The sequence below is a fragment of the Pseudaminobacter soli (ex Li et al. 2025) genome, assembly GCF_029892515.1.
In the GTDB taxonomy this organism is placed as follows: domain Bacteria; phylum Pseudomonadota; class Alphaproteobacteria; order Rhizobiales; family Rhizobiaceae; genus Pseudaminobacter; species Pseudaminobacter soli_A.
Map to the genome: position 1 here is coordinate 381,226 of NZ_JARXVF010000002.1, position 14,339 is coordinate 395,564.

Genomic DNA, 14,339 nt, shown 5'->3' on the forward strand with positions numbered 1-14,339 from the left:
CTGCCGTCTAGTCGCGCATGGCGTTGCCGAACCAGTTAACCTGCATCGCAGCGCTGAGCTTGATGGTCTCCTGTCGCGCCCAGCGATAGGATGGGTGAAACTGGTTGATCAAGGATGCCTTGCCCTCTGGCCCCTGGTGCACTTTATTCTTGCATTATGGCCAAGGAGATCGAGCGCCAGTTCCTGGTGGCGAACGAGGAATGGCGCAGCTCTGCCGGAAAGTCGTCGTCGATCCGCCAATTCTATGTGGCCACGGGGCCCAACCGCTCGGTGCGCGTCCGCGTCCGAGACGGGAAGGCACTGCTGACGCTGAAGTTCGGGACCGCGGCCAGGACGCGGGACGAATTCGAGTATCCCATCCCGGTTTCCGAGGCCGAGGAGATGCAGGCTTATGTCCTCGGCCAGGTCATCGAGAAGACCCGCCATCACGTCCGCCATGGCGGCTATCTCTACGAGATCGACGTCTTTGAAGGGGCATTGCAGGGGTTAGTGCTCGCCGAGCTCGAGACCGCGGAGGAAGTGCCCGATGCCGCGCTGCCGCAGTGGCTCGGCCGCGAGGTCACGGGTCGGAGCGCCTACTACAACGTGTCGCTGGCGACTTCGGGACGCCCGGTGGAGCAGCCATGAGCTACCGCATCGCCCGGCATCTGCCGCTCGCCGACGAATTCCGTCGCATTGCCGATTTGCAGGTCTGCCGGGCCATGGGAAATCTGGAGGATGCGCGAAGCGATCCAGAGACGATGCTGCACGAGTGCAGGAAGCGCTTCAAGAAGGTGCGAGCGCTGCTGCGTCTCGTACGCCGGGCCGACAAGGGGTTTTTCCGCACGGAAAACGCCCGTTACCGCGATACGGCACACACGCTAGCCAGCGGGCGGAAGGCAACCGCGTTGATCGAAACAGTTGACCGGCTCATCGACGCCTACCCGAAAGCTACCGGTTCGGGCGAGCTCGACGGGATACGCACCGCCTTGGTGATGCGGCGTGAGGCGCGCTTGCGAGAAGAGGCAGGGATGGAGAGGCGGATCGACGCTGGGCTTGCCGCCTGCAGGATAGGCCGGGCGCAGATTCGCATCCTTGAACTTCCGGACGAGCCGGACGACGCAGCCGACGTGATTGCCGCAGGCGTGAAGAAGGTCCTGCGCAAGGCCGTCCGCGCGTACAAGGCAGCCCGCAAGGACGGCACGCCCGAGCAGTTCCATGAGCTGCGCAAGGGCGTCAAGAACCATTGGATGCACCTGCAACTCCTGCGAGCCTTCTGGCCGAGCCCAGCCAAGCGCCGCCGCAAGGCGGCCCACAAGCTTGGCCAACGCCTCGGAGATCTGCACGATCTCGACGTGCTGAAGCGGCTGGTCGAGCGGGAAGGCGACGCGCTGGGCAGCCGCGAGGAGATCGAGCAGTTGCGCCGCGTGATGGCTCGCTCCGACAAGTCGCTGCGCAAGCGGTGCTTGCGAAAGGCAAAGCGCCTGCTCGACAAGGATGCGCGGAAGATGCCACGCAAGGTGGCCAAAAACTACGCGGCTCGGGCGGCGGCCGCCTAGGGCGATGAACGATGACGGCTGCGACGGACACGCTGCTGGATGGGCTCGGGGGATGTCGGCGTGGCTGCAGCAGAAATAGTCCGGCTATGACAGTGTAGTTTCGACTTCACCCCAACATTTGAAAGCACGTCGATGGCGAAGAAGGCAAAAGCGGGCACCCAGGCGGGCGTGCGCGCCATGCTGCCGACCATGCCGCACTTCCTGAAGGTGCTGGGGCCTGGCCTGATCACCGGCGCTTCGGATGACGACCCAAGCGGTATCGCCACCTATTCCCAAACTGGCGCACAGTTTGGCTATGCGCCCAGTTGGACGTTGCTCTATTCCTATCCACTGATGGTCGCCATACAAATAATCAGTGCAGAGCTCGGCCGCACAACGGGGCGGGGGATCGCCGGAAATCTGAGGAAATTCTACCCGAAATCGGTCGTCTATGGCTGTGTCTCGCTGCTGCTGGCGGCAAACGTCATCAATGTCGGCGCTGACATAGGAGCCATGGCCGATGCCGTGCGGGTGCTGATCGGAGGTCCACAGATCGTCTACGTTCTGACATTCGGCGTGATCTGTGTCGTGGCGGAGGTCTACCTGTCCTACGATCGTTATGTCGTCGTTCTGAAATGGCTGACGCTCGCGCTCTTTGCCTATCTCGCTACTTTGTTCTTCGTGAAGGTCGACTGGTCCACCCTGGCACGGAGCCTCGTCGTTCCGCATGTCTCGTTCGACAAGGACTATCTGACGGCCATCGTTGCCATCCTTGGCACCACGATCAGTCCGTATCTTTTTTTCTGGCAGGCTTCCGAAGAGGTGGAGGACATCCGCGATGTGCCAAAGAGAAAAGCGCTCAAAGATGCACCCAGGCAGACGGAAGCTGCCACAGCGCGGATTCGCCAGGACACCTTCGTTGGCATGGGCTTGTCGAACCTTGTTGCGTTGTCGATCATGATGACCGCCGCAGCGACGCTCCATGTCAACGGCATTACCCAGATCGAAAGCTCCGCCCAGGCAGCGCAGGCCCTCAAGCCGCTGGCCGGGGTAATGGCCGAAACGATCTTCGCCCTGGGAATCGTCGGCACGGGGCTGCTCGCGGTGCCAGTCCTTGCGGGATCGGCAGCATATGCCGTCGGCGAGACCTTGCGGTGGCCGACCGGGCTCGATCGGAAGCCCATGCACGCAAAGGCCTTCTACGCGACGATTGCGATCGCGACGCTGATCGGCGTCGGCCTGAACTTCAGTCCGATCAATCCGATCCGGGCCTTGTATTGGAGTGCGGTCATCAACGGCGTCGTGGCGGTCCCGATCATGGCGATGATGATGCTGATGGCGGTGCAACCCCGCATCATGGGCAAGAACACAATCGGCGCCGGGCTTCGTGCGTTTGGCTGGCTTTCGACGGCAGTGATGACTCTGACGGCCGCAGCAATGCTCGTGACGAGTTTTCTGTAGCCCGTCCTGTCATGTTGCCCGACACGAGATCTACCGACCTTGTGCCGCGAAGCAGCTTGTATTCCAAATCACTCCAAATCCGGTACCTGGCCAGAGCGGCCAAGACCCGCGATGTCGGGTGAGGCCGACCTTGCAGTTTGGCGCTTCTCGATCTCGTAGGTAAGCCAGCGGCAGAACATGCCGATGATGGAGGCTAGAGCTCCTACGAGCAAACATGCCGTCAGAGCTACGCTTTCCTTTGCGTGCTGCCAGCTCACGAACGCCAGCAGGAGCACGCTGACGGTCGAAATGAGATACCCGGCACCCTTCAACTTGTGTATCGCGGAGCTTGTCACGAGCGCCTCCGTTCGGTTGCTGGTGAACAAATCCATGTCCCGCATCTGGTCTGCTTGGGTGGTCCGCATTTTAGAGAAACCTAATGGAACCAACCCAGAGATTCTGCGTTGCTGATGTTCCAACTAGGCGCATTGGTGGCGGGGGCCACCGCGACAAGCCCGTCGTCCCACCCGAGGCGGCGGGCTTATTCTTGTGTTTCAGGCTCGTGCGAATGCCTAGGCCTGTGCGGCCCATCGGACTAGAGCAGCCGCATGAATACCTCAGTGACACATGATTCCGCTGCCGAGACCTTCACCATGACGAAGGGCGCTTGGACGAATACCTATCCGATCTCCGATCTATCGAAGTGGATCAACTTCTATCGGCTCCAGCGGGAACGCTTTCCTGCGTACGCTACGTACTACGATGACGATGTCACAGCGCTTGAGAAGCTCGCCGCTACTATCCACCGGCTCTGACTTGCTGGCGCCTTACGTCTTTTCGGTGTGCACCATGCTGATTTCCCTGACATGACTATGCTGGTCGGGGGCCGCTAGTTTGCGCTCGCTAGCGTTCTTTTCGTTGACATCTTCGCACAATACTTGGCCCGCCCCGGTCTTCGGGGCGGGTATTTTCTTTTCAGCGCACTGTTTCCCCTGACATGACCGAAGGTTCTGCCAGGACTAAACTCCGCAATGCGAGTGAGCAGTTTTTTCATGTCTGTAGAAGGCCCGCCTCGGCTCGCTGAGGCGGGCTTTTCCATCAGACCTCGGGCGCACTCGGCGCGTGTTTGGACTGTTTGCCCCGCAAGAGCCGCGTCCGGAGCTTCGGCTGAAAATACGGAGTGAGCGGAGACGGCATTTTCCTCCATCTAGCGCACGCCGGTTGTCAGGATTCCCCCTTCAATGCCCGCCACAGTAGAGGGGCTTCACCCGGGCTGGATAGTAGAATCCCTGAATTGAACACAATCAATCGATGATGAAAATAGACTAGCGCGAGAATAGTTCTCGTTGTGGGGGCAGCAGATCGTCCTGTCATCAGATTTTCTTTGTCGATTGTTCACGAAAGGAATCCGACATGAAGAAGCTTCTCCTCAGCTCGATTGCAGTTCTTGCCATGGCGGCCTTTGTCGCCGAAGGCGCGTATGCCGGCAATCCCAGTGGTGGCGGCAGCCAGAGTGCCGGATCGGGCAACGGCAACGGCAACGGGAATGGCAACACGGGAAACAACAACGGGAACAACAACGGAAACAATAACACTGGATCCGGAAACGGAAACAACAACGGGAATAACAATACCGGCTCCAATAATGGGAATGGAAACGGCAATAACAATAGCGGATCCAACAACGGAAACGGTAACGGCAACAATAATAGCGGCAACAACAATGGGGGAAACAACGGAAACAATAATTCCGGCTCGGGCAACGGCAACAACAACGGCAACCATAACTCCGGGTCCAATAACGGAAACGGGAATGGGAATTTCAATAGCGGAAACAACAACGGTGTTGGAAACGGAAACAACAATTCCGGCTCGGGCAACGGCAACAACAACGGCAACCATAATTCCGGCTCGAACAACGGCAACAACAACGGAAATAACAACCGCGGCTCGAACAATGGCAACAACAACGGCAACGGGAATATGGTCCCGGTTCATCACCATCATCACAAATCCACGTGGTGAACGTATCGCCGGATGATCCGAGAGGCGCCTGAACGAGACGCTCTCATGAACTAGAATGGCCCGTCGTCTCACCCTGATGCGGCGGGCTTGTTTTGCGTTTCAGTGCGGCGGATTTGGCACTCCGCACCCTATCGTTTGGATTTGTGGCCGTCCAAATCGGAGTACACGCTCTTGATGCCGTGCACCAATTCCTCGCAAAAGTGCCCCACCGCATCGATGGCGGTCCGTTCGTCTTCGGTTTCTCGGACGTAGTAGCGAAGTGCCATCTGATAGAGCGCCGCAAGTTGGCCAATGTCCGACAGCACCCTCAGGTGACGCTCCGCCTTCGCCACAACCTCAGCGACCTTTGGGATTTCGAGCTCAAGCTCCTTCTGGATTTCCGCGTCTTGCTCATCTGTACGTCGCACCATGTCGACCTCCTATCAGGAGTTGTTGGCGCCGTTAGGTCCTAGGGCCGGACCCATAAACCGCTTTCATTGATACGGCAGTCGTGATCCACATCTCCGAATGGACGCCATTGATGAATCGGGACATTTCTGGCTAACGACGAGCAGGCTGGGCACGGCCGCAGCGATTATTGTGACGAGTTTTCTGTAGCTCGGCAACCTAGCTCTTGCCGGGACGGGCACTTACATTTGTGGCCGGTGGGAACCGCTACCCGCCAAAGACAAGCCCCTGCCTTCCAAACAGTTGGAGGGCCTTACGCCCCCTCATGGTTCTATTTTGCGAAAGCAGCATTTAGTTTTTCGGCCGATCGCGGAACGGCAGCCGACGCCCGCCGTTGAGGATTTGCTTTGTCCGTCGACGACCGCGCGTGTAGCGAGTGCAGCTATGAGCTTATTTGAAGAGGCACTATTTATTGCGGCAACGGCGCACCGAGGGAAAGTCGATAGGCATGGCAATGAGTATATCCGACATGTATTGCGAGTGATGGGAGCCGTAAGCGAAGGCCACGAACAGATCGTCGCCTTGCTCCATGACGTTGTCGAAAAATCCCAGATTACACTCGACGACCTGCGCGAGGACGGCATCCCACCTCAGATCATCCAAGCAGTTGACGCGATGTCTCGCCGCGTTGGCGAGGACTATTGCGACTTTGTAAAGCGGGCAGCGTCAAATCAACTGGCGCTACCAGTGAAGATCGCCGATCTCAGGGACAATTACCGGACGGCCCAGATTTTCAAAGAAGACGAGCGTATGGAAAAGTATGCGCGGGCTCTGACCATGCTTGGGATCAGCACCTGAGGCTAGTCGTCTCAGTGCGCTTGTCCTACGGAACTTTCGCGGGCGCATGTTCGTGCCCAGAGCCTGGCGTCCGGCGTGGACGGTGGCTCCTTATTGCGTTTCAGGTCCGCTTCGCTATCGAATCCTTGAAGAAGGGCACCCGTGGCCGATAGTCGCCCAGGCGATTTGGAACAACAACTGGGCGTCCGGGTTAATGCTGGCATCTCGGCAACAAGAGACGAAAGGACGAAAGTCATGCGCAGGATCCTAATCGCATTCGCCACGACAGTTCCTTTGATCTGTGCGGCTCACGCGCAAACCACGGAAAGCACCAGCACTCAGACGTTCGTTGCCCCAAAGCCAACGGATGTTCTCAGCTACAACCTCATTGGGCTGAAAATTAAGAACGGCGGCAATGACGATGTTGGCGAGATCAAGGATCTGGTTCTCTCCCAAAACACGCTTTCGGGGTACATCGTCTCTGTTGGCGGGTTCCTCGGAGTGGGAGAGCATTACGTTGTGGTCAGCCCCGAGGCGGTGAAAATCAACTACGACGAGAAAGACAAGAAGTGGACCGCGACGATGGACGCGACCAAGGAGCAGCTCAAGGCCGCCCCGGAGTTCAAGTACGAGGGGCGCTGGAAACGGTAATAACATCCCAGCCGAGCTCGCCTCGGTCTATGAGGCGACCATAAGAAAGCTCGTGGTCAATTCAGATCCTCCTCGGCTTCGACCGGGGGGACAATGAACGATGGCGATGAAAATTCGGTCAAAGGACTTTCGCGTCGGGGAAGGAAAGAAGGTCGACCTTGATGATTGGCCGACGCAGATAGAGCCGGTCTACAAATCCAAGAAGGACTATCAGGACCTGCTCGCCAAGCATGTTGCCCAGTAAGCAACAGCAGCTACTTTACGCCTGCAATCAATATGCAGTCTTGCTTATATTCCAGGCCATGGACGCTGCGGGCAAGGATGGCGCCATCAAACATGTCATGTCCGGGGTTAATCCTCAGGGCTGCCAGGTGTTCAGCTTCAAACATCCCAGTCCGGCAGAACTCGAACACGATTTTCTGTGGCGAACAACGCGGGATCTACCGGAGCGAGGGCGCATCGGTATCTTCAATCGATCCTACTACGAGGAAGTTGTAATCGTCCGTGTCCACCCAGAAATCCTGCTTTGTGAAGGACTGCAGAGAAAGCCGGATCCCCACGGAGACGGCATTTGGGAAGAGCGCTACCGCTCGATCGTGGATCTCGAAAGGCATTTACACGAAAACGGAACCCGCATAGTGAAGTTCTTTCTCCATCTATCCAAGAAAGAGCAGTGCAAGCGCTTCCTCGCGCGCATCGACGAGCCAGAGAAAAACTGGAAGTTCAGCTTGGCGGACGTCCATGAGCGTCAGTTCTGGAAGAGCTACATGAAAGCTTATGAGGAGTGCCTCGGCGCAACCAGTGCACGGAATGCGCCCTGGTACATTGTACCGGCAGACGACAAGGAGAATGCGCGGCTGATCGTGTCGCAAATTATCCTCGATACCTTCGCCAGACTCGACATGAGCTATCCAAGGACAGGCCCGGAGCGCTTGCGGGAACTGGAGGAGATTCGCAAACAGCTAGCGAACCAAGAATAGGGCCAGAGCAACGATTGGCAGCCGTGGACGGGGGGTAGGCCCGGCGCTTCCGCTAGCCGCGGGAATGCTCGGCGCGACGTCTCCCGTGAATGGTCTCCGTTCCGGACCTGACGTCCGCAAACGTCATTGGACACGAGCGCCTGACGATCTCGTTGCCACTCGGCGGAACGTTTCGTCTTTCGCACCGTTTTGACCAATATTTGCGAAGGACAAGACGATGGCTAATGCTCCCAAGGCAGCGGGCCTGAATATAGACAACGTCCAAAAGGCGCTCGAGAAGCAGATCGCAGAACTGCGCGGTGAGATAGGTAAGATCAACAATACTATTGAGGAAAGGGGGGCCAGGCTGGCACGCGAAGCGATCGAAACTGCATCCGCCCGAGCGTCGCGTGCCGCAAAGCGACTTGGCACGCAGACACAATCAGTGCGGGAAGTCGCTCGCGAGAGTCCAGGAGCAGTTACTTTGGTTATTGGAGCGGCGGCATTGCTCGGTTTCACGATCGGAGTCGCCACAGGCATGAATATCAATAGTCAAGGCCGCCGTAGGTATTGGAACTGAGCACTCTGCTCAAAGTTCATTGCTCGACGGACAACCATGCGGTCTGTTTTCAAGGAGAGTCGCCATGGCCGCGTCAGGAATTATCAGCATACTGATCACTTTTCTTGTCGTGGTTCTGGTGCTGTACCTTGTTCAGCGTCTGCCTATCGACGCCGGAATACGACAGATCATTCAAATCATTGTCATCATCATCGGTATCGTGTCGCTGCTCAAATACCTTGCAGTTTTCTGAACAATTCGGCCTTCACTTTCTGCACCACCTCATCGAGAGCTGCGAACAAAGAAGCGGCCCACTGAGGCAGCTTTTTCCGTTGCGTGTCCAGGTTCGTGTCACGTTCCTATAGTCATGCTGGCAAGGGGCTCGCCGTGACCGAAGCTAGATCTAGGTGCGCGAGCCGAACGGATGACCAGGCTTCGAGGAAAGGATTCGAAGCCGGAAGTGGTCACCCGGAAAGCCAGTCTTGCACCTGGCAGGCGTAGAGTGATTTTAGTGCAGCGCCGCGCATATCGGCTTTGCACCCCATCTACGTCATTCTCGAGCGGCTGCCGCTCTCCCGAAAGCGGTCATTCGTTCAAAGGCGGTGCGACCTTTCGAATGCTGCGACCACGAATCCCTACGACCTAATGCGGAAGCTAAGGGCTCCAACTCTCTGGCGCGATCAAACGCTTGGTTCATCTTCGAAACACTCTTCGGGTCGCAGCCAATGTGCGAGATCAGCGACCCTAATCCGATGATACAGACTTCTAATTTCCAGCGGCCAATTCGGCCTCCTATGATCCGTATCGAAGCTCAACCATCCGGTCTCGATGCGGAGGAAAAAATGAACGTTTTTGCCAAAGGTATGCCGAACGAATTACTCAGACTGCAGAACATGCACAACGGCGAGAAGGCCGTACCGACCTTCAGCGCCGCCGAAATGTCACGTCGTCAGGACGGGCTGCGCAAGATCCTCGCCGAGCTAAAACTCGACGCCGCTATCCTGACCTCTTACCACAACATCTGCTACTTCGCGGATTTCCTCTATTGCTACTTCGGCCGTCGTTATGCCTTCGTGGTGACAGCCGACAAGGCGGTTTCCATTTCCGCCGGTATCGACGCCGGCCAGCCGTGGCGCCGCACCTTCGGCGACAACGTCACCTACACCGACTGGCAGCGCGACAACTATTTCCATGCGCTGCAGCAGGCGCTGCTCAATGTGAAGCGCATCGGCATCGAGTACGATCATGTCAATCTCGACCTGCGCAAGCTGTAGGCACCGCTCTAGGCACCGCTTTTGCGGTTCTCAAAGGACGCACAATGTTGACTTCTGTCACGCTTTCCGCGCCGAGCGTGAGCGTGGTGCGGCAACTATTGGCCCTAAATTCAGCGACTTAGTTGCCATCTGCATCTCTAAGTCTGCTTATGCCGATATCGGAGGGCACCGGTTGTTGATCGACAGGTCCATCAGCTTGTGGACGTATTCGTCATCCCAAGTCTGGCAGAAGGTCGCGAGGTTCTGCCGCGCATTGCCGTCGAGAAACAGCTCGTCATGGATGATCTGGAAGACGGCTTTCGCCATCGTTTCCTTCGTAGGAAAGACCTGTGAGGCGGCGATGCCCTGCAGCGGTTCGGCGCCGAACAGCGGATCGATGAGCCCTTGTGCCAGCCGGTTCCCGTCAGTCATGACAATCTCCTTTTGACAGAAACTCTCGTTCGCGATTGGCCATGTGGCCAAGTGGAGGCGGCTTTCAAGCCTGCCAAGTGCGCGTGTCGAACTCCTACGAGAAGTCGAGCACCATCCTGCCGCCTACCTTGCCATCTTGGCGCTCGGAGAAGCGGCGGCCTTCATGGTTGCACTGGTCACGAGAAAACTCCGCCGCCCGGTATGGTACGGTTGCGACATCGAGCTGTTGCTCGAGCCTTGGATCGCGCTGGTGCTGGAGCTAGAGCATACCGGGTGATCGTCAAGTGAAACGGCGCCGCTGACAACGGACCTACATATGGACACGTGCGAGATGGCGGGAGGCAATTTCGTCCACTCGGGGCCTATGCGAAGTGGATTGCCTGCTACTTATGGCAACAGGTTTCTGTGGACCGACCTCAAGGTCATACCTTGGCAGCCCACACTGGACGCCACCGTATGAGGCTGACGTCCAGTGTTCGACGTTTGGGCCGGGGGTCGGCCTGTCTGCTTTCATTTTCCCGATGTTGTTATCCCGTAGGCGAGGACCGCTGCGAACGCAGCAAAAACGCCCAGTACGCAGGCCACGACGACAATTGAATCCGTAGGCATTGAGAATCTCCATTAATGTCTGGAGACGATAGGGCCGGGCGGTCGGGTCCTCGTTGATTTGGATCAAACTTCTGCCCCTACGGAAGGCAGGGCGATGGCCATAGGTTGGCAACCGCCTGCGATCAGCCGACGGTGTCCAGTCCAATGTCGAGGATCGGGGCGCTGTGGGTCAGCCAGCCGACCGAAATCAGGTCGACGCCGCTGGCCGCGATTGCAGGTGCGGTCGACGGGTTGACGCGGCCCGAGGCCTCGGTGATGGCGCGGCCGGCGACGATCTGCACCGCTTGCGTCAGCATTTCGGGCGACATGTTGTCGAGCAGCACGGCATCGACGCCTAGCGCAAGCGCTTCCTCGAGCTGGCCAAGCGTATCGACCTCGACTTCGATCTTCACCATGTGGCCGACGCCGGCCTTGGCGCGCTCGATGGCCGGCCGCACACCGCCGGCGATGGCGATGTGGTTGTCCTTGATCAGCACGGCATCATCGAGCCCGAAGCGATGGTTCGATCCGCCGCCGGCGCGCACGGCATATTTTTCCAGGGCGCGCAGGCCGGGCGTGGTTTTGCGGGTGCAGACGATCTGCGCCTTGTGTGCCCGCGCGGCGTCTACGATCCCGGCCGTGACGGTCGCGATGCCGCTCAGATGCGAGAGGAAGTTGAGGGCGACGCGTTCTGCCGTCAGCAGCCCGCGCGCTGGGCCGCTGAGCGTTGCGATGACATCGCCGGCCACCAGTCGGCTTCCATCCGGCGTTTCCACTTTCATTTCGATGGCGGGGTCGATGAGACGGAATGCAAGCGTGGCGAGGTCGAGACCGGCTACGACGCCTGGCTGACGCGCCGCGAGCATCATCCTCGCAGTCAGCTCCGGGGGCACGATGGCATCGGTGGTGATGTCGCCGGCGCGACCGAGGTCTTCCAGCAGTGCGGCGCGCACCAGCGGTTCGAGCATGATCTGGGGCAAGGGGGACAGCGGCATCGGTCAGGCGCTCCTGCTAGCGCATAACCCCAAAAATCGGAATCGATTTTTGGAAAGGATTATGCGCAGATTCAAAATGTTACAGCGTCCTTTGCGCGCCCGATCGGGCGCGCGGCGCTGTAATGGGAAGAGGTTCAAACTCGGCTGCGGCCTCGACAGCCTCATCAAGGTTCAGCCGTGAGCGGCTGGCAATTGCGCTCTGCGCAGGAAAATCCGTTCGGCAATGCGCGCCTCGGCTTTCCTCGCGGCGAAGTGCCGAGACCGTCATCATGAGGGCGACGGCCGCAGGATCGGCGCCGGCCGAATTGCCCATCGCTAGCGGCAGCAAGGCGGCTGCGGCGTCGCGCAAGCTTTCGCCGTCGCGCAGCACGCCCATCGCCGACGAAACGAAAGTTTGTGCCAGCGATGGATCGGGACGGACCGGCACTGCGGCCACACCTTTTGCCGTGACCGGCCTTGCAGGCGTGGCGGCGATGCTTGTCGCCACCCAGCCCGCGGTCACGACAGCCTCGGTCAGCGAATTGCTGGCGAGACGATTGGCGCCGTGAAGTCCGGTCGAGGCGACTTCGCCGCAGGCCCAAAGCCCCGGAACCGAACTGCGGCCTTCGCCGTCCACCACGACGCCGCCCATATGGTAGTGCGCCGCCGGGCGGACCGGGATTGGATCGGTGGCGGGGTCGATGCCCGCCTCCTGGCAGAAGGTGGCAATGGCCGGGAAACGCTTGGCAAAAGCCGAGCCAAGGCATGCGCGTGCGTCCAGAAAGGCCCGGTGGCCGCGCGCGAGATGACGGTAGACGCCGCGCGCGACGGCGTCCCGCGTGGCTAGTTCCGCGCCCGGCATGTCGGCCAGGAAACGCCGGCCGGTTTCGTCGATGAGCAAGGCGCCTTCGCCGCGCACCGCTTCGCTGATCAGCCGCATCGGCCGACGGGGCGTATCGAGCGCCGTGGGATGAAATTGTACGAATTCCAGGTCGGCCAATTCGGCTCCGGCGCGCGCCGCAAGCGCCAGCCCCTGGCCGAAACAGCCGAGCGGGTTGGTGCTGTCGCGGAACAGGCCGCCAATGCCGCCCGTGGTCAGCACGACGCGGCCGGTTTGCATGACTACGTCGCCTGTCGCGCCAGCCGCCAGCACGCCCACTATGAAGCCGTCCTCGACCAGCAAGCGTCGCGCTTCGACGCCTTCGAGCACAGTTATCGACGACGTCTGCCGGACTGCGGCAGCGAGAGCTCGCACCAACTCGCGGCCTGTGGCGTCGCCAGCCGCATGGACGATGCGGCGGCGGCAATGCGCGGCCTCGAGCCCGAGGCGCAGCTTGCCGTCTTCAGAGCGGTCGAAGGCGACACCCAGGCGTGCGAGTTTGTCGATCGCGCCGGGCGCGGCCTCGACGATACGCCTGACCATACGCTCGTCGCAGAGCCCGTCGCCGGCCGCCAACGTGTCGGCACGATGCAGTTCGGGGGAATCGTCCTCGCCCAGGCTTGCTGCGAGCCCGCCTTGCGCCAGCGCGCTGGATGCTTCACCGCCGAGCGCTCCGGCCGTCAGCAGCACGACCGGCTCGGGAGCTAGCTCCAGCGCAGTCATCAGGCCGGCAATGCCGGCGCCGATGATGACCGGCCGCCCCTCGAGGTCGCGGACTTCGACGGTCATACGGCGAGCATCCTCTCGACGGCGAGGCGGGCGCGCACCGCCAGTTCCGGATCGATGGTCACGACGTGGCGGTTTTCCTCAAGCGCGGCGCGAATGTTGCCAAGCGTGATCCGCTTCATGTGCGGGCAAAGATTGCAGGGGCGGATGAACTCGATGTCCGGATAGCCGACCGAGACATTGTCGCTCATCGAGCACTCGGTGATGAGCACGACACGCGCCGGCTTCTCCCTGCCGACATAGTCAGACATTGCCGCCGTCGAGCCGGCAAAGTCCGCTTCCGCCACCACCTCGGGCGGGCACTCGGGATGGGCGAGCACGGTGACGCCGGGATGGGCTTCACGCAATTCCCGAATGTCGGCGGGAGTGAACCGCTCATGCACTTCGCAATGGCCCTTCCAGGCGATGATCTCGACATCGGTCTGGGCGGCGATGTTCTGGGCCAGATATTCGTCGGGCAGCATGATGACGCGCGGCACGCCGAGCGACTCCACCACAGCCTTGGCGTTGCCCGAAGTGCAGCAGATGTCGGACTCGGCCTTCACCGCGGCAGAGGTGTTGACGTAGGTCACGACCGGCACGCCCGGAAAGCGCTGGCGCATGAGGCGCACGTCCTCGGGCGTAATCGAATCCGCCAGCGAGCAGCCCGCCCCCAGGTCGGGGATCAGCACTGTCTTTTCGGGGTTGAGCAACTTGGCGGTCTCGGCCATGAAATGCACGCCGGCCAGCACGATGACCTCGGCCTCGACCTCCATAGCCTTGCGGGCCAGCGCCAGGCTGTCGCCGACGATGTCGGCCACGCAGTGGAAGATTTCCGGCGTCTGGTAGTTGTGCGCCAGTATGACGGCGTTTCGCTCACGTTTGAGCCGCAGGATCGCGTCGATATCGTCCGCAAACACTGGCCATTCGATGGCCGGAATGACCTTTTCGACCCGGCTGTAGAGCGTGGCGGCGGAGGGGGAGGTGCCAGACATGGGCTTTCATCCTTATTATGCTCGAAATGAGTATAATAAGGATATGCTTATCATGAGCATAAGCCCTGTCAAGCTTC

At 59.7% G+C, this 14,339-nt stretch carries 18 protein-coding genes and 1 pseudogene; 12 read left to right on the forward strand and 7 right to left on the reverse strand.

Annotation, left to right across the window (positions count from 1 at the left end; all coding sequences use genetic code 11):
* Nucleotides 1-156 precede the first annotated feature (156 nt).
* The 3 genes from M2281_RS12610 (at nucleotide 157) to M2281_RS12620 (ending at nucleotide 2,978) form a co-directional block, all read left to right on the forward strand.
* Complete coding sequence (locus M2281_RS12610) at nucleotides 157-627, forward strand: CYTH domain-containing protein (RefSeq protein WP_280821495.1); 471 nt, start codon at nucleotides 157-159, stop codon at nucleotides 625-627.
* Nucleotides 624-1,538 carry a CHAD domain-containing protein gene (locus M2281_RS12615; protein WP_280821496.1) on the forward strand — a complete coding sequence of 305 codons (915 nt, stop codon included), beginning with the start codon at nucleotides 624-626 and terminating at the stop codon, nucleotides 1,536-1,538. The genes M2281_RS12610 and M2281_RS12615 overlap by 4 nt, the downstream gene beginning before the upstream one ends.
* Before the next feature lie 132 nt (nucleotides 1,539-1,670).
* Entirely contained in the window at nucleotides 1,671-2,978 is a 1,308-nt protein-coding gene (locus M2281_RS12620; RefSeq protein ID WP_280821497.1) for an NRAMP family divalent metal transporter, read from the forward strand.
* A gap of 68 nt (nucleotides 2,979-3,046) precedes the next feature.
* Here M2281_RS12620 and M2281_RS12625 read toward each other — a convergent pair whose 3' ends face one another.
* The gene (locus M2281_RS12625) at nucleotides 3,047-3,349 is read right to left on the reverse strand and encodes a hypothetical protein (RefSeq protein ID WP_280821498.1); all 303 of its coding nucleotides are present in this window, start codon (nucleotides 3,347-3,349) and stop codon (nucleotides 3,047-3,049) included.
* A gap of 228 nt (nucleotides 3,350-3,577) precedes the next feature.
* Here M2281_RS12625 and M2281_RS12630 point away from each other — a divergent pair, with 228 nt between their 5' ends.
* Nucleotides 3,578-3,772, forward strand: a complete 195-nt coding sequence (locus M2281_RS12630; protein ID WP_280821499.1) for a hypothetical protein — start codon at nucleotides 3,578-3,580, stop codon at nucleotides 3,770-3,772.
* 580 nt (nucleotides 3,773-4,352) lie between these two features.
* Here the strand turns inward: M2281_RS12630 and M2281_RS12635 are convergent.
* Complete coding sequence (locus tag M2281_RS12635) at nucleotides 4,353-4,964, reverse strand: hypothetical protein (protein WP_280821500.1); 612 nt, start codon at nucleotides 4,962-4,964, stop codon at nucleotides 4,353-4,355.
* Between the two features lie 146 nt (nucleotides 4,965-5,110).
* Nucleotides 5,111-5,392, reverse strand: coding sequence for a hypothetical protein (locus M2281_RS12640; RefSeq protein ID WP_280821501.1), 282 nt, complete (start codon nucleotides 5,390-5,392; stop codon nucleotides 5,111-5,113).
* A 421-nt stretch (nucleotides 5,393-5,813) separates the two neighbouring features.
* Here M2281_RS12640 and M2281_RS12645 point away from each other — a divergent pair, with 421 nt between their 5' ends.
* The 7 genes from M2281_RS12645 (at nucleotide 5,814) to M2281_RS12675 (ending at nucleotide 9,649) form a co-directional block, all read left to right on the forward strand.
* Nucleotides 5,814-6,227 carry a GTP pyrophosphokinase gene (locus M2281_RS12645; RefSeq protein WP_280821502.1) on the forward strand — a complete coding sequence of 138 codons (414 nt, stop codon included), beginning with the start codon at nucleotides 5,814-5,816 and terminating at the stop codon, nucleotides 6,225-6,227.
* Between the two features lie 234 nt (nucleotides 6,228-6,461).
* The gene (locus M2281_RS12650) at nucleotides 6,462-6,857 is read left to right on the forward strand and encodes a PRC-barrel domain-containing protein (RefSeq protein WP_280821860.1); all 396 of its coding nucleotides are present in this window, start codon (nucleotides 6,462-6,464) and stop codon (nucleotides 6,855-6,857) included.
* A gap of 100 nt (nucleotides 6,858-6,957) precedes the next feature.
* Complete coding sequence (locus tag M2281_RS12655) at nucleotides 6,958-7,101, forward strand: hypothetical protein (protein WP_280821503.1); 144 nt, start codon at nucleotides 6,958-6,960, stop codon at nucleotides 7,099-7,101.
* The gene (locus tag M2281_RS12660) at nucleotides 7,088-7,837 is read left to right on the forward strand and encodes an ADP-polyphosphate phosphotransferase (RefSeq protein WP_280821504.1); all 750 of its coding nucleotides are present in this window, start codon (nucleotides 7,088-7,090) and stop codon (nucleotides 7,835-7,837) included. The genes M2281_RS12655 and M2281_RS12660 overlap by 14 nt, the downstream gene beginning before the upstream one ends.
* 217 nt (nucleotides 7,838-8,054) lie before the next feature.
* Nucleotides 8,055-8,396, forward strand: a complete 342-nt coding sequence (locus tag M2281_RS12665) for a hypothetical protein (RefSeq protein WP_280821505.1) — start codon at nucleotides 8,055-8,057, stop codon at nucleotides 8,394-8,396.
* Nucleotides 8,397-8,460: 64 nt separating this feature from the next.
* Entirely contained in the window at nucleotides 8,461-8,628 is a 168-nt protein-coding gene (locus M2281_RS12670; protein WP_280821506.1) for a Thivi_2564 family membrane protein, read from the forward strand.
* 589 nt (nucleotides 8,629-9,217) lie between these two features.
* Nucleotides 9,218-9,649 carry an aminopeptidase P family N-terminal domain-containing protein gene (locus M2281_RS12675; protein ID WP_280821507.1) on the forward strand — a complete coding sequence of 144 codons (432 nt, stop codon included), beginning with the start codon at nucleotides 9,218-9,220 and terminating at the stop codon, nucleotides 9,647-9,649.
* Between the two features lie 174 nt (nucleotides 9,650-9,823).
* Here M2281_RS12675 and M2281_RS12680 read toward each other — a convergent pair.
* A pseudogene (locus tag M2281_RS12680) lies at nucleotides 9,824-10,060 on the reverse strand (glutamate decarboxylase); the annotation flags it as partial.
* Between the two features lie 43 nt (nucleotides 10,061-10,103).
* Between M2281_RS12680 and M2281_RS12685 the strand changes: the two are divergent.
* Nucleotides 10,104-10,337 (forward strand): hypothetical protein, encoded by a 234-nt coding sequence (locus M2281_RS12685; RefSeq protein WP_280821509.1) that lies wholly within the window; start codon nucleotides 10,104-10,106, stop codon nucleotides 10,335-10,337.
* Nucleotides 10,338-10,791: 454 nt separating this feature from the next.
* Here the strand turns inward: M2281_RS12685 and nadC are convergent, their stop codons facing one another.
* The 3 genes from nadC to nadA form a co-directional block, all read right to left on the reverse strand.
* Nucleotides 10,792-11,643, reverse strand: a complete 852-nt coding sequence (gene nadC / locus M2281_RS12690) for a carboxylating nicotinate-nucleotide diphosphorylase (RefSeq protein WP_280821510.1) — start codon at nucleotides 11,641-11,643, stop codon at nucleotides 10,792-10,794.
* Between the two features lie 79 nt (nucleotides 11,644-11,722).
* Nucleotides 11,723-13,291, reverse strand: a complete 1,569-nt coding sequence (locus M2281_RS12695) for an L-aspartate oxidase (protein WP_280821511.1) — start codon at nucleotides 13,289-13,291, stop codon at nucleotides 11,723-11,725.
* On the reverse strand, nucleotides 13,288-14,262 hold the full coding sequence (gene nadA, locus M2281_RS12700; protein WP_280821512.1) for a quinolinate synthase NadA: 975 nt from the start codon (nucleotides 14,260-14,262) through the stop codon (nucleotides 13,288-13,290). Before nadA ends, M2281_RS12695 begins: the two co-directional genes overlap by 4 nt.
* Nucleotides 14,263-14,339 lie beyond the last annotated feature (77 nt).